We start from the raw sequence: 21,260 nt of genomic DNA on the forward strand, positions 1-21,260 counted from the left end.
GGGCCGGGCCGGGGGTGTACGTCCTCGGACTGGCGCGATTGGGCTTGCTGGTGGGGGTGGGCGGTGCGGACGCGCCAGCCACTGCGGGCGCACACCCCCGTCCCGTCCCCTCCCCGCCGTCGGCGAGTGCCGCACTCCGCGAGCTCCGCCCGCCCGGTCCGCCCGGTGAGCCCGGTCTGCGTGATCCGCCGGTCCCCGCGATCCGCGGCCTGCTGCTATTGCCCGCGCTGCGGTGGGGCGTCCTGCCTGCCGCCATCGCTCGCGCTGCCTCGCGCGATTCGCGCCCTGCTGTCGGCATGCGCGCGATCCGCGTCCTGCCGTCGGCCATCCCTGCGATCCGCGGCCTGCTGCTATTGCCCGCGCTGCGGTGGGGCGTCCTGCCTGCCGCCATCGCTCGCGCTGCCTCGCGCGATTCGCGCCCTGCTGTCGGCATGCGCGCGATCCGCGTCCTGCCGTCGGCCATCCCTGCGATCCGCGCCTCAGGCGGGCGGCCTGCCTGCCGCCGACTGCGGCCTGCCGCCGCTCCCGCGGGCAGTCGTGCCGCAGGGGCGATGGGGGAGGGTGGGCGCGACGGCACGCCGCCGGCGTCGGGCTGTGCGGACACCCCCGGCTCGCACCGGCACAGGGCACCGCTGAAGCGCCGCCTGTGCGACACGGGCCACTCTGCCGGTGCCGGAGGCTTCAGGCGCGGCCCGTGGAGCCGCGGACGATCAGTTCGACCGGGATGTCGTCCGCCGAAGGGTCCCGCCCCTCCAGCACCGCCAGCAACGCCCCCATCCCCCGCTCCCCGAACAGCTCCGCGTCCAGCCGCACAGTCGTCAGCTCCGGATCGATCGCCGTCGCCAGCGCCAGATCGTCGATCCCGGTGACGGACAGTTCGTCCGGCACCCGCAGCCCCAGCCGCCGCGCCGCCTTGTACACCCCCGCCGCGAGCTGGTCGTCGTCGCAGACCACCGCCGTCGCCCGGTCCGGTGAAACCGAGAGCGCCGCCTGAGCGGCGGCTTCCGCGCCCCGGATGGAGATCGGCGCCCGCGCCGTGCGCAAGGACGTGCCCGGCACCGCCCGCAACCGCTCCTCCAGCTCCCGCGCGCGCACCTCGAAGGTCCAGGACGCCACGTCCGCCGCCAGGCGCAGGAAGCGGCGGTGGCCCAGACCGAGCAGATGGTCCGTGACCTGCCGGACCCCGTCGGCGATGTCGAGGTTGACCGTCGCCGCCCCCACGCTGGCCCCCGGGTCGCTGTCCAGCATCACCAGCGGCAGCTGGTCGCCGCGGATCGCGGTGAGGGCCTCCGCCGCCATGGAGGAGGCGATCACACCGTCCAGGGCCGCCTCGGCGGACGCGAAGGGGTCGCGGGCGGGGCCGATGCCCTCGGGGGAGGGGTAGAGGACCACCCCGAAACCGTGCTGGGAGGCCACCCGCGCGGCCCCGGTGTAGACGCCCGCGAAGAACTCCGTGGTGAGGGCGGGGACGACCAGGAGGACCGTACGGGTGCGGCCCAGGCGCAGGTTGCGGGCGACCAGGTTGGGGCGGTAGCCCAGGGTGCGCGCGGCGTCGCGGACGCGCTCCGCCGTGGCCTCCGAGACCCGGCCGCGCCACTTGTCGCCCATGACCAGGGAGACCGCCGCCTGGGAGACGCCGGCGGCCCGGGCGACGTCCCGGCTCGTGGGGCGGGTGCCGGCTCGGGGCATCGTCGGGCCGCTCCTTCGTCTGGACTGGTGAACAGCGGCCATGGTACGTATGAACACGGTCGTTATACGTAAAACTTGCAGCGGAGGAGCCGGCATGGCCACGGGATACCTGGAGATTCTCCGGGCACGGCACGCCGCCCGGCTGCTCGTGGGCACGCTCGTCGGGCGGCTGCCCAACGCGACCGCCGCCATCGCGATCGTGCTGTTCGTGCGCGCGGAGGGCGGCACGTACAGCCTCGCCGGCGCCCTGGCGGCGGTGTACGGGGTCGCCAACGCCGTCGGGCAGCCCGTACTGGGACGGCTGGTGGACCTGCGTGGGCAGCCGCGGGTGCAGCTGCCCGCCGCCGTGCTCTCCGCGCTGGCCATGGCCCTGTTCGCCGCCGTGGGAACCGAGCCGCGCGCGGTGGCCTACGCCGCCGTCGCCGCGGCCGGCCTGTTCACCCCGCCCCTGGAGGGCGGGCTGCGGGCGCTGTGGTCCTCCGTGCTGCCCAAGGAGAATCAGGTGCACCGGGCGTACGCCATGGACGCCGTGGCCCAGGAGGTGATGTTCACCGTCGGGCCGCTGCTGGTGACGCTGTGCGCCTCGCTGTGGTCCGCCCGGGCCGCGCTGCTGGTGCTGAACGTCATCGGGGTGCTCGGCGCCCTCTCCGTCGTCCTCTCGCCCCCTTCGCGCGCCTGGCGGTCGGCGCCGCGCGAGGCCCACTGGCTGGGCGCCCTGCGCTCGCCCGGGCTGCTCGCGCTGCTGGGCGCCTTCCTGACGGTGGGCATGGCGCTCGGCTCCATCACCGTCGCCGCCATGACGTACGCCGACGAGCACGGCGGCGACCAGGTGTACGGCTGGCTGATGGCGGGCATCGGCCTGGGCGCCCTGATCGGCGGTATGGCCTACGGGGCGCGGCAGTGGGCCGGCGAGCCCTCGCGGCGGCTGACGGGCATCGTGGCGCTCCTGGCGGTGTGCTACCTGCCGCTGATGCTGCGGCCCGGCCCGGTGGCCATGACGCTGCTCACCGTCGTCGCCGGGCTCTTCCTCGCCCCGGCGATCGCGTGCGCCTTCGTGCTCGTCGACCGGCACGCGCCGCGCGGGACCGTCACGGAGGCCTTCTCCTGGCTGGTGACGACCTTCACCGTCGGCGCCTCGCTCGGCACCGGACTGACCGGCCCGGTGGTCGAGGCGGGCGGGGCGCTGTGGGGTTTCGCCGTGCCCGGTGCCGCGGGTGGCGTGTCGCTGGTGGTTTTGATCGCCACGGGTCGGGTATTGGCAGCTCCCGCCGGGAGGTCGGTGGTATCGGCTGGTAGCGAAAATGATCCGAACCGTGCCCTCGAACCTCGTTTCAGTTCGGGGGATCGGGCGTAATGTTCCCTCATGGACCGCCGCATTTTCGGGCTGGAGAACGAGTACGGTGTCACGTGCACGTTCAGGGGACAGCGCCGCCTGTCGCCTGACGAGGTGGCGCGGTACCTCTTCCGCCGTGTCGTGTCATGGGGCCGAAGCAGCAATGTCTTTCTGCGGAACGGCGCCCGCCTCTATCTCGACGTGGGGTCACATCCCGAATACGCCACACCGGAATGTGACAACGTGACCGAACTGGTCACCCACGACAAGGCAGGCGAGCGCATTCTCGAAGGACTCCTGGTGGACGCCGAGCGACGCCTGCACGAGGAGGGAATCGCGGGCGACGTCTACCTCTTCAAGAACAACACCGACTCCGCCGGCAACTCCTACGGCTGCCACGAGAATTATCTGGTGGCCCGGCACGGGGAGTTCTCGCGGCTCGCGGACATCCTCATCCCGTTCCTGGTGACCCGGCAGCTGCTGTGCGGAGCGGGCAAGGTGCTGCAGACGCCGCGCGGCGCCGTGTACTGCGTCAGCCAGCGCGCCGAGCACATCTGGGAGGGCGTCTCCTCGGCGACGACCCGCTCCCGGCCGATCATCAACACGCGTGACGAGCCGCACGCGGACGCCGAGCGCTACCGCCGCCTGCACGTCATCGTGGGCGACTCGAACATGTCCGAGACGACCATGCTGCTCAAGGTCGGCGCCACCGACCTGGTGCTGCGCATGATCGAGGCGGGCACCGTGATGCGCGACCTCACCCTGGAGAACCCCATCCGGGCGATCCGCGAGGTCAGCCACGACATCACCGGGCGCAGGAAGGTGCGCCTGGCCAGCGGCCGGGAGGCGTCCGCACTGGAGGTGCAGCGCGAGTACTACGAGAAAGCGCTGGACTTCTGCGAGCGCCGGGGCATCCGCACCGGCACCGTCGAGCAGGTGCTCGAGCTGTGGGGCCGTACGCTGGATGCGATCGAGTCCGAGGACCTCGACCGCATCGACACCGAGATCGACTGGGTCATGAAGTACAAGCTCCTCGAGCGGTACCGGGCCAAGCACAACATGACCATGTCGCACCCCCGGGTCGCTCAGATAGACCTCGCCTACCACGACATCCACCGCCGGCGGGGGCTGTACTACCTGCTGGAGAAGAAGGGACAAGCCGCCCGGATCTGCAACGATTTGAAGATCTTCGAGGGCAAGTCCGTACCGCCGCAGACCACTCGCGCCCGGCTGCGGGGCGACTTCATCCGGCGCGCCCAGGAGCAGCGCCGCGACTTCACCGTCGACTGGGTGCACCTCAAGCTCAACGACCAGGCCCAGCGCACCGTGTTGTGCAAGGACCCGTTCCGTTCGGTGGACGAGCGGGTGGAGAAACTGATCGCCGGAATGTGAGACATGCGTGACGCCGGGGATCGGTGAAAATCCCGGAACGTCACACGGGCGCCGCACGTTACACAGTGCGGCGCCCTTCTCACGCCGTAGAGTTGCGCGGACGCCACCCCACAAGATCGATGATTACGAGGCCCCCACCGTGCGCCGACGCTCACTTCTCATTGCCGTTCCCGCTGGACTCGCTACTCTCGCCGCGTGCGGCGACGACGGGTCAGACTCGGGCAAGGCCAGCGACAGCGAGTCGCCGTCGGCGCCGGAGACGTCCGCCGCGCCGTCGCCGAAGATCGTGGACGGCCCGCTGCCCGCCATCACCGCCGGCACGAAGTTCGGTGAGAAGCCGACCGTCGCCAAGGGAAGCGGCGAGCCGTCCAAGGATCTCGCGGTCAAGACGGTCATCGCGGGCGGTGGCAGGACGATCGCCGAGAACGACTTCATCGTCGCCAACTACCTGGGCCAGGTGTGGAGCACCGCCAAAGTGTTCGACAACTCCTACGACCGCAAGACCCCGCTGGCCATCCAGCTCGCCCAGGGCACCATCATCGACGGCTGGCGGTACGCGCTCACCGGCAAGAAGACCGGCAGCCGCGTCCAGATGGCCGTCCCGCCCACCTGGGGCTACGGCGAGCAGGGCAACGAGCAGGCGGGCATCAAGGGCACCGACACCCTGGTGTTCGTGGTGGACGTGGAGGACACCTTCAACGCCAAGAGCTCCGCCAAGGGCAGCGAGGTCGCCCAGGACGACAAGGACCTGCCCAAGGTCGGCACCAACACGGACGGCAAGGCGCCCTCCATCGAGGTGCCCGACACCGACCCGCCCAAGGAGCTCGTGGCGAGCTACATCCTGGAGGGTGACGGCGAGGAAGTGGGCGCCGACAACAGCGTCCTCGTCCAGTACAAGGGCGTGCTGTGGGACGGCGGCAAGGAGTTCGACTCCACCTACGCCCGGGGCCAGCTGACGTCGTTCTCGCTCCAGCAGGTCGTCAAGGGCTGGGCCCAGGGGCTGACCGGCAAGAAGGTCGGCAGCCGGGTCCTCATCGTCATCCCCCCGGCGCTGGGCTACGGCGACAACCCGCCCCAGGGCAGCGACATCAAGAAGGACTCCACGCTGGTCTTCTCCGTCGACATCCTCGCGAAGCTGTGACGCCGTACGGATGTAAGACTGTGCGTGTTCGCCTTTCCGCAGACAAGCAGGAGCTTTAGACGTGAGCATCGACAAGCCCGAGATCGACTTCCCGGGCGGCGAGCCCCCGGCGGACCTCGAGATCAAGGACATCTGGGAGGGCGACGGCCCGGTCGCGCAGGCGGGCCAGACCGTCACCGTGCACTACGTCGGCGTGGCCTTCAGCACCGGCGAGGAGTTCGACGCCAGCTGGAACCGCGGCGCCCCCTTCCGCTTCCCGCTGGGCGGCGGCCGGGTCATCGCGGGCTGGGACCAGGGCGTGCAGGGCATGAAGGTCGGCGGCCGTCGCCAGCTGACCATCCCCGCCCACCTCGCCTACGGCAACCAGAGCCCGACCCCGGCGATCAAGCCCGGTGAGACCCTGATCTTCGTGGTCGACCTGCTCGGCGTCTGATCCGACCGGAGCCGATCGTCCAGGGCCCATGCCTGTCCGGGCATGGGCCCTCGGCTTTTACCGCGCCACCCCGGGGCGGTACGGTCATCGGTCGTAAGCACCATAGGGAGGCGAAGCGCGTCGATGGCGATTGCCAAGGCCGAGCGGCTGATGAACCTGGCGCTGTGTCTGCTCGGGACCCGGCGGCCACTCAGCAAGCGCGAGCTGCGGGAGTCCATCGAGGCCTATCTGGAAGCCGGGTCCGACGACTCCTTCAACCGCATGTTCGAGCGCGACAAGGACGACCTGCGCGAACTCGGACTGGTCATCGAGACCGTGGAGAACCTCGAAGGCGAGACCGGCTATCTCGCCCGCCGCGACAGCAACCGGCTGCCGCCCATCACCCTCGACGCCGAGGAGGCCGCCGCCCTGGGGCTCGCCGCCAAGGTGTGGCAGCAGGCCCGGCTCGCCGGAGCCGCCAGCGGCGCCCTGCAGAAACTCCGCGCGGCGGGCCTCCCGGAGGACGTCGACCCGTACGGCGCCCACGGGGCCCTGGAGCCGCGCATCCCCGTGCACGAGGCCGCGTTCGAGCCGCTGATGCTGGCCTGCCGCGACCGCCGGGCGGTCGTCTTCGACTACCGCAAGGCCAACGCCGCCCAGCCCGAGCAGCGCCATGTCGAACCGTGGGCGCTGGAGTGCTGGCGCGGCCACTGGTACCTGGCCGGCTGGGACCGCGACCGGGGCGCCGAGCGGGTGTTCCGGCTCTCCCGCATCACCGGCAAGGTCCGCTCGCGCAGCGGCCGGTTCACCGTCCCGGTGCCCGACGTCGTCACCGTGCGGGAGACCGTGGCGAGCTGGGCCGGGGAGACCGCCGACCGCTCGGCGCGCATCCGGCTGCGCTCGGACGCCGGTTACCCCCTGCGGGCGAGGGCCACCTCGGTGCGGGAACTCGGCGACGGCTGGGACGAGCTGGACATTCCGTACGGACACGGCCTCGACGCGTGGCTGGTGGAGTTCGGGCCCGACGTGGTGGTGCTGGAGCCCGCCGAACTGCGGGCCGACGTGGTGGACCGGCTGCGCGCCGTGGCCAAGGGCTGAGGGGGAGCGGACAAGACGTGGCAGGCAAACCGGTCAGGCCCGTGAACGCCATCGACCAGACCCGGCGGATGCTCTCGTTGGTGACCTATCTGCGGGAGCGTCCCGGTGCCCGGGTCGAGGACGTGGCGCGCGCCTTCGGCATCAGCGAGGACGAGCTGGTCTCCGACCTCGATGTGCTGCCGATGTGCGGCACGAGCTTCCGCGGCGGCGATCTGCTGGACATCGACACCGACGGCGAGCGCATCTGGTGGCACAACCCGGCGGCCCTCGGCGCGGAGGCCGCCGAGCCGCTGCGGCTGGCCGCCGACGAGGCCACCGCCCTGCTCGTCGCCGCCCGCGCCGTGGCCACCCTGCCCGGGCTGCGCGAGAGCGACCGGCAGGCGCTGCTGCGCGCCACCGCCAAGGTGGAGACCGCGGCCGGTGAGGCGGCGGGCGCCAGCTCCCGGCTCTCGGTGACCTTCGAGTCCGAGGGCGGCGTCTTCGCGGACGTCGACCGGGCCATCGCCGAGCGCCGCAGACTGTGGATCCGCTACTACTCACCCGCGCGCGACGAGGTCACCGAGCGGGAGATCGACCCGATCCGCCTGGTCAGCGTCGGTCACACCTATGTCGAGGCATGGTGCCGCCGCTCGGAGGCGCGCCGCACCTTCCGGCTCGACCGGGTCGCCGAGATCAGGATCCTGGACGAGCCGTCCGCGCCGCCCGAGGTCGAGCTGCGGGACCTGTCGGAAGGGCTGGTGCAGCCCGCGGCCGAGGACCCGGAGGTGGTGATCGAGGTCGCGCCGGGCGGACGCTGGGTCGCCGAGTACTACCCGCACGACAGCGCGGATGAGCTTCCCGACGGCGGGCTGCGTATCACTCTGCGCACGCCCGATCCCGCCTCGCTCAGGCGGCTGGCGCTGCGGCTCGGCCGCGACGGCCGCATCGTCGAGCCGCCCGAGCTGGCCGAGAGCGCCCGCCAGGCGGCCCGTGAGGCCCTGGCGGCGTACGACGGGGTCGAGGCGGGCGGATGAAGGGCGAGCGGCCGGTGCGGGACGAGTGGCCGTCGCCGGGCGAGTCGCCCGTGCCGGGAGGGGGGCTCGTGCCGGGGCGAGGGGCTCGTGCTGCCGGGCGGGCGGCAGGGACGGACGACAGGCAGGAGCGAGTGCTTTGAGTGAGTCGGCGAACCCTGGAGCGCGGGGCATGACGGCGGCGGCCGCGTTCGCCGGGATGAGAAGCGTCGCCCCGGTGATGTTCCGGGCGGGCTGCCCGGACTGCCGGGAGCGCTTCGAGCTCGCCGCGAGCGCGTTGCGGCTGGCCATCGGGGCCAGCAGCCGGACCACGTTCTACTCCTTCACCTGCCCCCGGTGCGGGGTCGCCGTCCGCAAGCCGGCGGGGGAGCGGATCGTGGAGCTGCTGACCGGCGGCGGGGTCCGGACGCTGCGGCTGCACTCGACGGTCTAGGCTCGCCCCATGTTCTGGCCGATGTTCGCGATTGCTGTGGGGTTCCTGGGGCTTGTGGTGCTCGGGGTGCTTGCCGTTCGGGTGTTCGTCGAGGCGGAGCGGCTCGGGCGGCAGGTCACGGAGTCGGCTCGGCGGATCGGGGTGGCGGCGGAGGAGTTGGAACGGGCGGCCGGTGGGGTGGCGCGGTCCGCGGAAGCGCTGTAGTCGCATCCGCGGGTTTCGGTGCCGGGTGCCTCTTTACTTGGGGGTGCCGGTGCTGGTGTGGGCCGGGGGGTGTTCGCGCAGCCCGGCGTTTGCGGGGTGCCTCCCCCACTCTCGGCTCCTCCCCCACTCTCGGCTTCGCTCGAGCGGGGGGTACCCCCATGAGCGGGAGGTACCCCCATGAGCGGGAGCTACCCCCGTGAGCGGGGGGACCCCCATCGCCCCTGCGGCACGACTGCCCGCGGATCGTGGCGGCCGGGCACGGGCTGTCGTGGGGTGGGGCGGGGCGGGTACGCTGCTGGTCGCGGTCCGGAGACGAGGCACGGGCCGTGGGACAGGAGTACGCGCGGGGATTGCCCGACGTTTACCCCTGAGGGTTACGATCGCTGTCAGCACCGTCGTTCGGACTCTTGTCCGACCGGTCGGACAGCCACCCACCCACCCGCCTCGGTGAGAAGGTAAAGACTTATGGGACGGCTCGGACCTACCGAGATCATTCTGATCCTCGTCGTCATCATCCTGCTGTTCGGTGCCAAGAAGCTGCCGGACATGGCGCGTTCGCTCGGCAAGTCCGCGCGCATCCTCAAGAGTGAGGCGAAGGCGATGAAGGACGACAACAAGTCCGCCGCCCCCGCCGACCCGCCGGCCACCGGCGAGCAGCCCCCGGCGCAGCGCACCATCCAGGCGGCCCCCGGCGACGTGACCAGCTCCCGCCCGGTCACGGAGCCGACGGACACGACCAAGCGCTGACGCAGGGCCGGTGACCACCGGCCCGCCGCACGAGATGGGAACGTGGGTTGCTCAAGTCTGCCCGCAATCAGGAGAGGGACCCCGAGGGGCGGATGCCCCTTGTGGAGCACTTGCGTGAACTGCGCAACCGGCTCGCCAAGGCCGTCCTCGCGGTCGTCGTCGTGTCGATCGCGGCCGCCTTCTACAGCGAGCAGCTCATGCAGTTCCTCGCCGAACCGGTGCCGGTGTGCGACGACCTGTCGAACAGCGACGGCGGCAACTGCGCCATCGTCTCCTTCAACACCCTGACGTCGCCGTTCACCACGACGATCAAGGTGAGCCTCATGGCCGGCCTGATCATCTCCAGCCCGGTGTGGCTCTACCAGCTCTGGGCCTTCGTCGCCCCCGGGCTGCACAAGCACGAGAAGAAGTACACCTACGTCTTCGTCTCGGCCGCCGTCCCGCTGTTCATCGGCGGCGCCTACCTCGCCTACGTCATCCTCCCGGTCAGCGTCCGGGTGCTGATCAGCCTCACACCGGCGGGATCGGCGAACATCCTCTCGCTCGACGAGGTCCTCGACTTCACGATCAGAATGGTGCTGATCTTCGGTCTGGCCTTCGAGCTCCCGCTGCTGCTCATCATGCTGAACATGGTCGGCATCGTCTCCGGCCGCCGCATGGCCGGCTGGTGGCGCGGTGTCGTCATGGGCGTCTTCGTCTTCGGCGCGGTCGCCACGCCCACCACCGACCCGGTGGGCATGATCGCCCTCTCCGGGCCCATCGTCGTCCTCTACTTCGTCGCCGTGGCGTTCTCGCTCCTCAACGACAGACGGCGCGCCCGCCAGGAGGCCACCGGCCCGGCCGACGACGAGGCCTCCGAGCTGGATCTCACACCCGAGACCGTCGAACCGGCGGAGCCCGTGGCCGCCCTGCCCGAGCAGGCCACGAAGGACCGGGTCAACGGTTATGACGACGTGACCTGAGGACCGCCATCCAGCTCATAGGGTCACCCCGTGACCAGCGAGATCACCCTCTTCGTCAATCCCGCCGCGGGCCGCGGCCGGGGCGCCCGCGCGGCACGCCCGGCCGCGGCCGCGCTGCGCGACGCCGGCTTCTCGGTACGGACCGTCCTCGGCGACGACCCCGCGGACGCCCTGGCCCGGGCGCGCGCCGCCCTCGAGGAAGGCACCGGCGCCCTGATCGCCGTCGGCGGCGACGGCATGGCGCACCTCGCCCTCCAGGCCGTCGTCGGCACCGGCACCCCCTTCGGACTCGTCGCAGCCGGCACCGGCAACGACTTCGCCCGCGCGCTGGGCATGCCACTGCGGGATCCTGCCGCCGCCGGGCGGATGATCGCCGACGCCCTCAAGTCCGGCCGCGTCCGGGACATCGACCTCGGCCGCGTCGGGGACCGCTGGTTCGGCGCCGTACTCGCCTCCGGCTTCGACTCCCGGGTCAACGACCGCGGCAACCGCATGCGGATGCCCCTCGGGCGCTTCAAGTACGACCTCGCGATGGTCGCCGAGCTGGCCGCCTTCCGGCCCCTGCCGTACCGCATCACCCTCGACGGCGGCGAGGTCCGCGAGGTCGAGGCGACGCTGGTGGCGGTCGGGAACGGGCCGTCGTACGGCGGCGGCATGCGGATATGCCCCGGCGCCGACCTCACCGACGGGCTGTTCGACATCACGGTGGTGGGGGAGTGCAGCCGCGCCACGCTGCTGCGGGTCTTCCCGCGGGTGTACCGCGGGACGCACATCGACCATCCCGCGATCACCGTGCTGCGCGCGGCGACCGTGGAGCTGGCCGCCGACCGGGTCACCGGGTACGCCGACGGGGAGCCGGTGGGACCGCTGCCGCTCACCGCGCGGTGCGTGCCGGGCGCACTGCGGGTGGTGGGCCCCTGAGCGGGGCGGCTCCGTCCGCTGTGCGGGACGGTTCCCGTTAATGATCGTCCTGTTGTCGGTGCGGCCCGGTACGCTCGAAAGCACGATGACAGAGGATCTCTCACCGGCCGAGCGGTACGCGGCAGCACGCAGGCGCGCTGCCGAGCAGGCCACCGCGCTCGCCTCCTTCCGCGAGATGTACGACTTCGGCCTCGACCCCTTCCAGATCGAGGCCTGCCAGGCGCTCGAGGCGGGCAAGGGCGTACTGGTCGCGGCGCCCACCGGCTCCGGCAAGACGATCGTCGGCGAGTTCGCCGTCCACCTCGCCCTCCAGCAGGGCAAGAAGTGCTTCTACACGACACCCATCAAGGCGCTGTCGAACCAGAAGTACGCCGATCTGTGCCGCCGCTACGGCGCGGCGAAGGTGGGCCTGCTCACCGGCGACAACAGCGTCAACTCCGACGCCCCGGTGGTCGTGATGACCACCGAGGTGCTGCGGAACATGCTGTACGCCGGGTCGCAGACCCTGCTCGGCCTGGGCCATGTGGTGATGGACGAGGTGCACTACCTCTCCGACCGCTTCCGCGGCGCCGTCTGGGAGGAAGTGATCATCCACCTCCCCGAGTCCGTGACCCTGGTGTCACTGTCGGCGACGGTGTCGAACGCCGAGGAGTTCGGCGACTGGCTGGACACCGTGCGCGGCGACACCCAGGTGATCGTCTCCGAGCACCGGCCCGTGCCGCTGTTCCAGCACGTGCTGGCCGGCCGCCGCATATACGACCTGTTCGAGGAGGCCGAGGGCGGGAAGCGGGCCGTCAACCCGGATCTGACGCGGATGGCCCGCCTGGAGGCCAGCCGCCCGTCCTGGTCCGACCGCCGGCGCGGGCGGGGCAGCATGCGGGAGGCCGACCGGGAGCGGGAGCGCAGACAGCGCTCGCGGGTGTGGACACCGAGCCGGCCTGAGGTCATCGAACGGCTGGACGCCGAGGGTCTGCTGCCCGCCATCACGTTCATCTTCAGCCGCGCCGCCTGCGAGGCCGCCGTCCAGCAGTGCCTGTACGCGGGGCTGCGGCTCAACGACGAGGAGGCGCGGGCCCAGGTCCGCGACCTGGTCGAGGAGCGCACCTCCTCCATCCCGGCCGAGGACCTCCATGTCCTCGGCTACTACGAGTGGCTGGAGGGTCTGGAGCGCGGCATCGCGGCCCATCACGCGGGCATGCTGCCGACCTTCAAGGAGGTCGTGGAGGAACTGTTCGTGCGCGGTCTGGTGAAGGCCGTGTTCGCGACCGAGACGCTGGCGCTCGGCATCAACATGCCCGCCCGCTCGGTGGTGCTGGAGAAGCTCGTCAAGTGGAACGGCGAGCAGCACGCCGACATCACGCCCGGCGAGTACACGCAGCTCACCGGCCGGGCCGGCCGGCGCGGCATCGACGTGGAGGGCCACGCGGTCGTGCTGTGGCAGCGCGGCATGAATCCCGAGCACCTGGCGGGGCTGGCCGGCACGCGCACGTATCCGCTGCGCTCCAGCTTCAAGCCGTCGTACAACATGGCGGTCAACCTGGTCGAGCAGTTCGGCAGGCACCGCTCGCGGGAGCTGCTGGAGACGTCCTTCGCGCAGTTCCAGGCGGACAAGTCGGTGGTGGGCATCTCCCGGCAGGTGCAGCGCAACGAGGAGGGGCTCGAGGGCTACAAGGCCTCCATGACCTGCCACCTCGGTGACTTCGAGGAGTACGCGCGGCTGCGCCGCGAGCTGAAGGACCGGGAGAAGGAGCTGGCCCGGCAGGGCACGGCGCAGCGGCGCGCCGAGGCCGCCGTCGCGCTGGAGAAGCTCCGTCCCGGTGACGTCATCCACGTACCCACGGGCAGGAACGCGGGGCTCGCGCTGGTCCTCGACCCGGGGCTGCCCGCGGGCCGGTCCAACGGGCACCGCGGCGTGGAGTACCACGACGGCCCGCGCCCGCTGGTGCTGACCGCGGAGCGGCAGGTCAAGCGACTGTCGTCGATCGACTTCCCGGTGCCGGTCGAGCCGCTGGAGCGGATGCGCATCCCCAAGTCCTTCAACCACCGGTCCCCGCAGTCCCGCCGGGACCTCGCCTCCGCGCTGCGCACCAAGGCCGGGCACATCACGGTGGACCGGCAGCGCAAGAAGCGCTCCGAGGCGGTCGACGACCGTGAGATCGCGCGGCTGCGCAAGGCGCTGCGGGCGCACCCCTGTCACGGCTGCCAGGACCGCGAGGACCACGCGCGCTGGGCCGAGCGCTACCACCGGCTGATGCGCGACACCACGCAGCTGGAGCGCCGCATCGAGGGCCGGACGAACACCATCGCCCGCACCTTCGACCGGATCGTCGCGCTGCTGACCGAGATGGACTACCTGCGCGGCGACGAGGTCACCCAGAACGGCAAGCGGCTGGCCCGGCTGTACGGCGAACTCGACCTGCTGGCCAGCGAATGCCTGCGCGAGGGCGTCTGGGAGGGGCTCGCCCCCGCCGAACTCGCGGCGTGCGCCTCGGCGCTGGTGTACGAGGCCCGGGTCTCCGACGACGCGCTGGCGCCCAAGCTGCCGTCCGGCAAGGCCAAGGCGGCGCTGGGCGAGATGGTCCGCATCTGGGGCCGGCTGGACGCCCTGGAGGAGGACTTCAGGATCAGTCAGACGGAGGGTGTGGGGCAGCGCGAGCCCGACCTCGGCTTCGCCTGGGCCGCCTACATGTGGGCCTCGGGCAAGGGCCTGGACGCGGTGCTGCGCGAGGCGGAGATGCCGGCCGGCGACTTCGTGCGCTGGTGCAAGCAGGTCATCGACGTGCTCGGGCAGATCTCGGCCGCGGCGCCCGCCGTGGAGGGCTCGACGGTCGCCAGGAACGCCCGCAAGGCGGTCGACGGACTGCTGCGCGGCGTGGTCGCCTACTCGTCCGTGGGCTGACCGCACGCCCCCGACACCACGCGAACGCCCGGTGCGCTCCCCGCGCGCCGGGTTTTGCATCTCATGCGCCCTCGAGGCCGCATCACCGGCCGTCCCGGTGGGCAGGATCGGGGTGCCGCAGGGCCCTGCCTCACCCATGACGGTGAGTGATGTTCGCACACCCGTACCCCGTGACGCGCTGTGTTCGACCAGCGGCGCACGGTGCAAATGAGCCCGAGCGTACTCCGGTCCCAGGGGCCGTTTCCGGCACTTGCTGAATATGACGAGGCGATGATCCCGTCGGACTAAGCTCGCCCGCAGCGCACCGGGTTGAGCTGAATTCGTGCGCTTGTTCCCCTATGTGCACATTCCCCGACCATCAGTCGATTCGCTACAGAGGGCTCACATGGCGAGTGTCCAACTTCCTTATGCACGCGTGCTGTTGTTGCCGGCCATAGTGATGGCCGCGGCGACCGGAGCCGCCGTCGCCCTGGTGACGGAGCCCGCCCGGACCGCCGTCGGCGTGTGCGGCGCCGTCGCGACCCTGCTGGTGACCGCCGCCGCTGCCGAGGCGGTGCGCCGCGGCCGCATGCTGAGGGAGGCCCGAGCCGCGTACGAGCGTCACCGTGCGTATCTGGAGGCCAGGATCGCCTCCCACGACACGGAGACGCAGTACTTCAGCCGGCAGGTCATGCCCGCGGCCCTCGACCACCTGCACAGCGGCCACGACCCCGACGAGGTGATCCGCGCCCTGCCCGCACTCGACCCGGCCTGGCGCGACCTGCCGAAGTACCAGATCGACCTGCTCAGGACCACGCTGAAGATCATCGACGACGAGGAGAACCTGCGCGACTCCGCCCAGCGCTCCTTCGTCAGCATCGCCCGCCGGGTCCAGGCCATCGTCCACCAGCAGGCCAAGGAACTCCGCGAGATGGAGGAGGACCACGGCCGCAACCCCGAGGTCTTCGACGACCTGCTGCGCATCGACCACGGCACCGCGCTGATCGGCCGCCTCGCCGACTCCATCTCCGTCCTCGGCGGCGGCCGGCCCGGACGCCAGTGGCCCAAGCCCGTCGCGCTGTACAGCGTGCTGCGCGGCGCCATGTCGCGCATCCTCGAGTACCGCCGCATCGACCTGAAGTCGATCGCCAAGATCAACATCAAGGGCATCTACGTCGAGCCGGTCATCCACGCCGCCGCCGAACTCCTCGACAACGCCACCCGCTACTCCCCGCCCACCTCCAAGGTGAGCGTCACCGCCACCGAGGTGCAGACCGGCGTCGCCATCGAGATCGAGGACGCCGGAGTCAGCCTCGACGAACAGGCCAGGGCCCGGATCGAGGGCATCCTCGAACAGGCGCAGCGGGGCGTCGACCTCCAGGAGATCGGGGCCAACCCGCGCCTCGGCCTTGCCGTCGTCGGCCGGCTGTGCACCGCGTTCGACATGAAGGTCTCGCTGCGCGCCTCCGCCTACGGCGGCGTCCGCGCCGTCCTCGTCGTACCGAGCGAGATGATCACCGACCAGCCCGGCGTGGGCCTCGCCCACGGCATCGGTGCGACCGCCGTGCCCCGCCCGGTCGACGCCCTCCCCGGTCCGGAGCGCGCACCCAAGAAGCGCCGCCCCACCAGCCCCCGCATTCCCGACACCGTCTCCATGGAGGACGACGTCCCAGAGGTCACCGAGTGGACCGCGGGCGGCCTGCCGCAGCGCCGCAGCCGGGTGAAGACCCCGCTGTCCCAGCGGTACGCCGAGCAGGCGGCCGCCGAACGGGCCGAGCGGGAGGCCAGGGAACGGGGCGAGGAGTACCACGACGTCTGGGCCACGCCCGAGCCCGAGAAGAAGCAGAACGACCGCGAACCCGGCCTGTGGGTCGACGCCTTCTGGGAGGGCCTGAAGAAGGACCTCGACCCCGGCGTCCACCCCACCGACTTCACCCGGAATCCGACCGCCTACCTGCATCTCATCAACGAACCGGCCCGCACCGAGGCCGAGGACGAGGGGGACCTCAAGTGATCCAGCAACGAGCCAACTTCGACTGGATGCTCAAGGAGCTCGCCGACGGCGTACCCGGCGTCGAGATGATCGTGGTGCTCTCCGCCGACGGTCTGCGCATCGCCCGCTACGGCGGCGAGCCGGACGCCGCCGACCGGGTTGCCGCCGCCTGCGCCGGCGTACAGAGCCTCGCCGGGGCCGTCGCCCAGGAACTTCCGCACGGCGACGGCGAGATGAAGATGGTGCTCATCGAGATCAACGAGGGCTACTTCTATCTGATGGCCGCCGGAGCCAACGCCTATCTCGCGGTGCTCTCCGACATGACCTGCGAACCCGGCCGCATGGGCGGCATGATGCGCGACCTCGTCGTGCGCATCGGCGCCCATCTGACCAGTCCGCCGCGACGGAACGGGCAGACCGTATGACTCCTCCGCAACGCCAGAGGCGCACCCCCCGAAGCGGACCCCCTCCGCAGCCGGCCGCACCCGCCAGGAAACAGGGCGAGGGCGGCAACCCCGAGCGGCTCTACGTCGTCGCCGGCCCGGACGGGGAACGGGCGGACATCGACCTCGTGACGCTGATCGTGGCCCGCTCCCCGGACCCCCCGCCCTCCGCCACCCCCGAGCAGGCGGCGCTGCTCCGGCTCTGCGTCGCCCCCCTGTCCGTGGCCGAACTCTCGGCCTATCTCAGCCTGCCGTTCAGCGTGGTGACCGTGCTGCTCACCGAGATGCTGGCGGCGGAACTGGTCCAGGCGCGCTCGCCCATCGTCCGCAAGGCGCTCCCGGACCGTTCCCTTCTCGAAGCGGTGATGCATGGACTTCAAAGGCTCTGAGACCATCCCGGGCCCCCGGGCCGAGGATCAGCTGCCCCACACGGCACAGGCCGCGGTGAAGATCGTCGTCGTCGGCGGATTCGGTGTCGGCAAGACGACCATGGTCGGCTCGGTCAGCGAGATCAAACCGCTGACCACCGAGGAGACCATGACCCAGGCCGGCATCGGGGTCGACGACAACTTCGGCTCGCCGTCCAAGACGGCCACCACCGTCGCCATGGACTTCGGCCGCATCAAGATCACCGACCAGCTGGTGCTGTACCTCTTCGGCACACCCGGCCAGGAGCGCTTCTGGTTCCTGTGGAACGGGCTGTTCGAGGGAGCGCTCGGCGCGGTCGTACTCGTCGACACACGGCGCCTCGAAGTCAGCTTCGACGTCATGGGACGGCTGGAGGAACGCGGAGTTCCGTTCGTCGTCGCCGTCAACTCCTTCCCCGACGCCCCGTGTTACCCCATCGCCGACCTGCGGTCGGCCCTCGATCTGTCCGAGCAGATCCCGATCATGGAGTGCGACGTGCGGCGCCGTGCCTCCAGCCGCGACGTCCTGATGACCCTGATGCGCTTCCTGCACTCCCTCGCCATGACGGGCTCGCTCACCTGATCCCCGCGGACCGTCCCCTTCCCCGACCCCCGCTTCTCCTTCCGGAGCACCACTGTGACGCCTGAATCCCACTCCCTGACCGGAGACTTCCCGACCGGCACGGACGTCCCCCGGCCCGGGCCGCCCCCCGGCTGCCCCGCGCACGGCCTGGGCCCCGGCGGGCGTGCCCGGCTGCACGAGTCGCCGGACCTGCGCAAGCTGTACGAGGAACTGCGGGCCGAACACGGGCCGGTGGCACCCGTGCTGATCCATGACGACGTGCCGATGTGGGTGGTCCTCGGCCACGCCGAGAGCCAGCAGCTGGTACGCACCCCCGCGCTCTTCTGCAAGGACAGCCGCATCTGGTCCGTGCTCGCCGAGGGCCTGGTCAAGCCCGACCACCCGCTGATGCCGCACATCGCCTGGCAGCCGATGTGCGCGCACGCCGAGGGCGACGAACACCTGCGGCTGCGCGGCGCCATCGACGCCGCCGTGGCGGCCACCGACTTCCGCGGCCTGCGCCGGCACGTCAACCGCAGTGTCCAGCGGGTCGTCAACCGGTTCTGCGAGGAGGGCGAGGCCGACCTGGTCGGCCAGTACGCCGAGCATCTGCCGATGGCCGTGATGTGCCAGGTGCTCGGCATGCCCGACGAGTACAACGACCGCATCGTGCAGGCCGCCCGCGACATGCTCCGCGGCACCGGGACCGCCATCGCCAGCAACGCGTACATCATGGACGCCCTGCAACGCCTCACCGCACGCCGCCGGGTCGAGCCGATGGACGACTTCGCGGGCCATCTCATCACCCACCCGGCCGGGCTGACCGACGAGGAGGTCAGCCAGCACCTCCGGGTGGTGCTGATCGCCGCCTACGAGGCCACCGCCAACCTCCTGGCCAACGTGCTGCGCCAGGTGCTGATCGACCCGCGCTTCCGCTCGCAGCTCAACGGCGGCCAGATGACCGTGCCCCAGGCGGTGGAGCAGCTGCTCTGGGACGAACCGCCGTTCAGCACCATCTTCGCCTACTACGCCAAGCAGGACACGGAGCTGGGCGGCCGTCGCATCCGCAAGGGCGACGCGCTGCTGTTCGCGCCGGCCCCGGCCAACGTCGACCCCCGGGTACGCCCCGACCCGACCGCCGACATGCAGGGCAACCGCTCCCACCTCGCCTTCGGCGGCGGCCCGCACGAGTGCCCGGGCCAGGACATCGGCCGTACCATCGCCGAAGTCGGTGTGGACGCCCTGCTGATGCGGCTGCCCGACGTGGAACTCAGCGTCGACGAGGAGGAACTGGCCTTCACCGAGTCCATCGCCTCACGGCATCTCGTCTCGCTGCCCGTCCACTTCACGCCCCGCCCGCAGCAGGACGTGCGGAAGCGGCCGACCCACGAGAACGACGCGCCCGTGCAGCAGCGGGACTGGCACATCGAGGCGGCCCCGCGGCCCGCGGCGACGGCCGCCGAACCGGAGCCGCGCCCGGCGCCGGTCGAACCGCCCGTGCCGGTGCCGCCGCCCCCCGCGGTGACGGAACCCGCCCCGCCACGGAACGCCTGGCAGCGCTTCCTGCGCTGGTGGCGCGGCTACTGAACGGCCGCCCACTCCTCGTACGACGCCCAGGCGGCGAGCCTGCGGCCGCTGTCGAACCGGTGCTCCACTCCCGTCACCGGGTCGGTGAACTCCAGAGTCCGCGCCAGCAGTTGCAGCGGACGCCGGAAGTCCCCGGCCGGGGCGGGGGCGGTCACCTCGGGATACAGCGGATCGCCGAGGATCGGCACACCGAGGGCGTTCATGTGGACCCGCAGCTGATGGGTCTGCCCGGTGGCCGGCACCAGCCGGTACCGGCCCAGGCCGTCCGGGCGGCTCTCGGCGACCTCGACCCGGGTCACGGCGTTCGGCTCGCCCTCGACCTCCCGGGCGGTCAGCGACCCGCGCTCCTTCACGATCCGGCTGCGCACCGTCCGGGGCAGCTCCAGTGCCGGGTCGAGGGGAGCGAGAGCCTCGTACTCCTTGCGCACCAGACGGTCGCGGAACAGCGTCTGGTACGCGCCGCGCTCCTCGGGCCGCACGGTGAACAGCACCAGGCCCGCGGTGAGCCGGTCGAGCCGGTGCGCGGCGCCCAGCTGCGGGATGCCGAGCTCACGGCGCAGCCGCGCGAGCGCGGTCTGGGCGACATGGCTGCCGCGCGGGGTGGTGGCCAGGAAGTGGGGCTTGTCGACGACGACGATGTGCTCGTCCCGGTGGACGATCTCCAGCGGGAACGGTACGGGCACCTCGGCGGGCAGCTCGCGGTGGAACCACAGGAACATCCCGGGTGCGTACGGGGTGTCCGCCGGTACGGGCTCGCCGTCCGCCCCGACGATCAGCCCCGCGGCGAACATGCCGTCCACGACGCCGTCGGCGGCCGACAGCCGCTGTACGAGGTGCTCGCGCACCGTCGCCCACTGCTCCCCCGCGGGCAGGCGCACGCGCACGGGGTCGACGCCGTCGCGCTGCGGCAGGGGGGAGGGCGGGATCGGCCGTCTGCGTCTCACACGGCCCAAGCGTACGGGGCGGGTCAGGCGTGGCCTGCCGCCCGTCTGAGCTCCGCCTCGATCTCCTGGCGCGGTCTGCCCTCGGCGCGGGCGTACTCGGCGACGGAGACGCGGACGTCGCGGGCGAGGTCGTGCCAGGCGCGCTGGGCGGTTTCCCAGGTGACGGTCTGGTGTTCGCTCCACTGGGAGCGGGGGGTGGGGCCGTAGGTGTCCCGGAGGTGCCGGACCCGGGTGTGGGCCTCGTCAGCGGCGCGCTGCTTGGCCACGAGCTCGTCGAAGGTGTGTGCCACGCGGCCGGATCCTGGGCCAGTCCAGCGCCCTGGGGTGCCTCGCCACGCCGGTGCCTGGTGGCACCCGAGCGAGGGTTCACCCGACCGGCCCGGGGGTGGGGTTGCACAGCCGGCGCTTCTGCGGCCGGGGGGCGCAGCCCGGCGCCAACGGGGCGCCGTCGCGCCCACCCGTGCCGCCCCAGCGGCACGACTGCCCGCGGATGGTGCGGAGCGCGGCGAGGCACGCACGGCGGGCCGGGAGGTGTTCGCGCGGCCGGCGCTTACGGGGTGCCTCCCCCACTCTCGGCTCCGCTCGAGCGGGAGGTACCCCCATGAGCGGGAGGTACCCCCATCGCCCTGGGTTACCTCCCAGGCCCTTCAGGCACTGGGGGAGGCACGACTGCCCGCGGATCGCGGCAGCGGCGGCGCGGATCGCGGCGGGAGGTTGCCGAGCGCGGCACTCGCCGACGGCGGGGAGGGGGTGGGACGGGGTGTTCGCCCGCAGTGGCTGGCACGTCCGCGCCGTTCGGCCCCACCGACGAGCTCAATCGCGCCAGTCCGAGGACGGACACCCGCGGCCCGCCTCCGCACCACGCCCTCGCCGTGGGCGCTGGGGGTCGTTCTGGTCCGGGGCCGGAGACCTGCGGTCCGCCTCTGCACCACGCCCTCGCTGTGGGCGCTGGGGGTCGTTCTGGTCCGGGGCCGGAGACCTGCGGTCCGCCTCTGCACCACGCCCTCGCCGTGGGCGCTGCGGGTCGCTCTGGTCCGGGGCCGGAGACCTGCGGTCCGCCCCCGCACCACGCCCTCGCTGTGGGCGCTGGGGGTCGCTCTGGTC

General features: G+C 71.9%; 20 protein-coding genes. 17 read left to right on the forward strand and 3 right to left on the reverse strand.

Going from position 1 to position 21,260, the window contains the following annotated elements; translation table 11 throughout:
- Positions 1-681: 681 nt before the first annotated feature.
- Entirely contained in the window at positions 682-1,689 is a 1,008-nt protein-coding gene (locus AC5L3C_RS30720) for a LacI family DNA-binding transcriptional regulator (protein ID WP_493652259.1), read from the reverse strand.
- Positions 1,690-1,783: 94 nt separating this feature from the next.
- Between AC5L3C_RS30720 and AC5L3C_RS30725 the strand changes: the two genes are divergently transcribed.
- The 17 genes from AC5L3C_RS30725 (at position 1,784) to AC5L3C_RS30805 (ending at position 19,212) form a co-directional block, all read left to right on the forward strand.
- Positions 1,784-3,043 (forward strand): MFS transporter, encoded by a 1,260-nt coding sequence (locus AC5L3C_RS30725; RefSeq protein WP_493652261.1) that lies wholly within the window; start codon positions 1,784-1,786, stop codon positions 3,041-3,043.
- Positions 3,044-3,052: 9 nt separating this feature from the next.
- Positions 3,053-4,414: a Pup--protein ligase gene (gene pafA / locus AC5L3C_RS30730; RefSeq protein ID WP_125507939.1), complete on the forward strand. Its 1,362-nt coding sequence runs from the start codon at positions 3,053-3,055 to the stop codon at positions 4,412-4,414.
- A 139-nt stretch (positions 4,415-4,553) separates the two neighbouring features.
- Positions 4,554-5,555 carry an FKBP-type peptidyl-prolyl cis-trans isomerase gene (locus tag AC5L3C_RS30735; protein ID WP_493652263.1) on the forward strand — a complete coding sequence of 334 codons (1,002 nt, stop codon included), beginning with the start codon at positions 4,554-4,556 and terminating at the stop codon, positions 5,553-5,555.
- Positions 5,556-5,616: 61 nt separating this feature from the next.
- A complete protein-coding gene (locus tag AC5L3C_RS30740) occupies positions 5,617-5,988 on the forward strand; it encodes an FKBP-type peptidyl-prolyl cis-trans isomerase (RefSeq protein ID WP_125507943.1) in 372 nt (123 codons plus the stop codon).
- Between the two features lie 123 nt (positions 5,989-6,111).
- Entirely contained in the window at positions 6,112-7,065 is a 954-nt protein-coding gene (locus AC5L3C_RS30745; protein ID WP_493652265.1) for a helix-turn-helix transcriptional regulator, read from the forward strand.
- Positions 7,066-7,082: 17 nt separating this feature from the next.
- The gene (locus tag AC5L3C_RS30750) at positions 7,083-8,078 is read left to right on the forward strand and encodes a helix-turn-helix transcriptional regulator (RefSeq protein WP_125507947.1); all 996 of its coding nucleotides are present in this window, start codon (positions 7,083-7,085) and stop codon (positions 8,076-8,078) included.
- Between the two features lie 136 nt (positions 8,079-8,214).
- A complete protein-coding gene (locus AC5L3C_RS30755; RefSeq protein WP_125507949.1) occupies positions 8,215-8,508 on the forward strand; it encodes a hypothetical protein in 294 nt (97 codons plus the stop codon).
- A gap of 9 nt (positions 8,509-8,517) precedes the next feature.
- Positions 8,518-8,712: a hypothetical protein gene (locus AC5L3C_RS30760; protein WP_493652266.1), complete on the forward strand. Its 195-nt coding sequence runs from the start codon at positions 8,518-8,520 to the stop codon at positions 8,710-8,712.
- Positions 8,713-9,177: 465 nt separating this feature from the next.
- Complete coding sequence (gene tatA, locus AC5L3C_RS30765) at positions 9,178-9,459, forward strand: Sec-independent protein translocase subunit TatA (RefSeq protein WP_073933654.1); 282 nt, start codon at positions 9,178-9,180, stop codon at positions 9,457-9,459.
- Between the two features lie 92 nt (positions 9,460-9,551).
- Positions 9,552-10,421, forward strand: a complete 870-nt coding sequence (tatC, locus tag AC5L3C_RS30770; protein ID WP_493652268.1) for a twin-arginine translocase subunit TatC — start codon at positions 9,552-9,554, stop codon at positions 10,419-10,421.
- A gap of 30 nt (positions 10,422-10,451) precedes the next feature.
- Positions 10,452-11,342 carry a diacylglycerol kinase gene (locus AC5L3C_RS30775; protein ID WP_493652270.1) on the forward strand — a complete coding sequence of 297 codons (891 nt, stop codon included), beginning with the start codon at positions 10,452-10,454 and terminating at the stop codon, positions 11,340-11,342.
- A 40-nt stretch (positions 11,343-11,382) separates the two neighbouring features.
- Complete coding sequence (locus AC5L3C_RS30780) at positions 11,383-14,241, forward strand: DEAD/DEAH box helicase (protein ID WP_493652272.1); 2,859 nt, start codon at positions 11,383-11,385, stop codon at positions 14,239-14,241.
- Positions 14,242-14,656: 415 nt separating this feature from the next.
- Complete coding sequence (locus AC5L3C_RS30785; RefSeq protein WP_493652274.1) at positions 14,657-16,234, forward strand: ATP-binding protein; 1,578 nt, start codon at positions 14,657-14,659, stop codon at positions 16,232-16,234.
- On the forward strand, positions 16,231-16,638 hold the full coding sequence (locus tag AC5L3C_RS30790) for a roadblock/LC7 domain-containing protein (protein ID WP_125507959.1): 408 nt from the start codon (positions 16,231-16,233) through the stop codon (positions 16,636-16,638). Before AC5L3C_RS30785 ends, AC5L3C_RS30790 begins: the two co-directional genes overlap by 4 nt.
- Positions 16,635-17,045, forward strand: a complete 411-nt coding sequence (locus tag AC5L3C_RS30795; protein WP_125507961.1) for a DUF742 domain-containing protein — start codon at positions 16,635-16,637, stop codon at positions 17,043-17,045. The genes AC5L3C_RS30790 and AC5L3C_RS30795 overlap by 4 nt, the downstream gene beginning before the upstream one ends.
- On the forward strand, positions 17,026-17,646 hold the full coding sequence (locus AC5L3C_RS30800) for a GTP-binding protein (protein WP_493652276.1): 621 nt from the start codon (positions 17,026-17,028) through the stop codon (positions 17,644-17,646). Before AC5L3C_RS30795 ends, AC5L3C_RS30800 begins: the two co-directional genes overlap by 20 nt.
- Positions 17,647-17,700: 54 nt before the next feature.
- On the forward strand, positions 17,701-19,212 hold the full coding sequence (locus tag AC5L3C_RS30805; RefSeq protein WP_493652278.1) for a cytochrome P450: 1,512 nt from the start codon (positions 17,701-17,703) through the stop codon (positions 19,210-19,212).
- Here AC5L3C_RS30805 and AC5L3C_RS30810 read toward each other — a convergent pair.
- Both AC5L3C_RS30810 and AC5L3C_RS30815 read right to left on the reverse strand, forming a co-directional pair.
- Positions 19,206-20,156, reverse strand: coding sequence for an RluA family pseudouridine synthase (locus AC5L3C_RS30810; protein ID WP_493652280.1), 951 nt, complete (start codon positions 20,154-20,156; stop codon positions 19,206-19,208). The two genes, AC5L3C_RS30805 and AC5L3C_RS30810, sit on opposite strands and share 7 nt — an antisense overlap.
- Before the next feature lie 23 nt (positions 20,157-20,179).
- The gene (locus tag AC5L3C_RS30815) at positions 20,180-20,446 is read right to left on the reverse strand and encodes a hypothetical protein (protein ID WP_125510462.1); all 267 of its coding nucleotides are present in this window, start codon (positions 20,444-20,446) and stop codon (positions 20,180-20,182) included.
- Positions 20,447-21,260: the final 814 nt, after the last annotated feature.

The organism is Streptomyces speibonae (genome assembly GCF_984686075.1).

Coding starts and splice junctions, on each gene's coding strand:
- AC5L3C_RS30745 (WP_493652265.1), top strand. CDS start 6,112: ATGGCGATTGCCAAGGCCGAGCGGCTGATGAACCTGGCGCTGTGTCTG.
- tatA (WP_073933654.1), top strand. CDS start 9,178: ATGGGACGGCTCGGACCTACCGAGATCATTCTGATCCTCGTCGTCATC.
- AC5L3C_RS30800 (WP_493652276.1), top strand. CDS start 17,026: ATGGACTTCAAAGGCTCTGAGACCATCCCGGGCCCCCGGGCCGAGGAT.
- AC5L3C_RS30760 (WP_493652266.1), top strand. CDS start 8,518: ATGTTCTGGCCGATGTTCGCGATTGCTGTGGGGTTCCTGGGGCTTGTG.
- tatC (WP_493652268.1), top strand. CDS start 9,552: ATGCCCCTTGTGGAGCACTTGCGTGAACTGCGCAACCGGCTCGCCAAG.
- AC5L3C_RS30780 (WP_493652272.1), top strand. CDS start 11,383: ATGATCGTCCTGTTGTCGGTGCGGCCCGGTACGCTCGAAAGCACGATG.
- AC5L3C_RS30795 (WP_125507961.1), top strand. CDS start 16,635: ATGACTCCTCCGCAACGCCAGAGGCGCACCCCCCGAAGCGGACCCCCT.
- AC5L3C_RS30720 (WP_493652259.1), bottom strand. CDS start 1,689: ATGCCCCGAGCCGGCACCCGCCCCACGAGCCGGGACGTCGCCCGGGCC.
- AC5L3C_RS30725 (WP_493652261.1), top strand. CDS start 1,784: ATGGCCACGGGATACCTGGAGATTCTCCGGGCACGGCACGCCGCCCGG.
- pafA (WP_125507939.1), top strand. CDS start 3,053: ATGGACCGCCGCATTTTCGGGCTGGAGAACGAGTACGGTGTCACGTGC.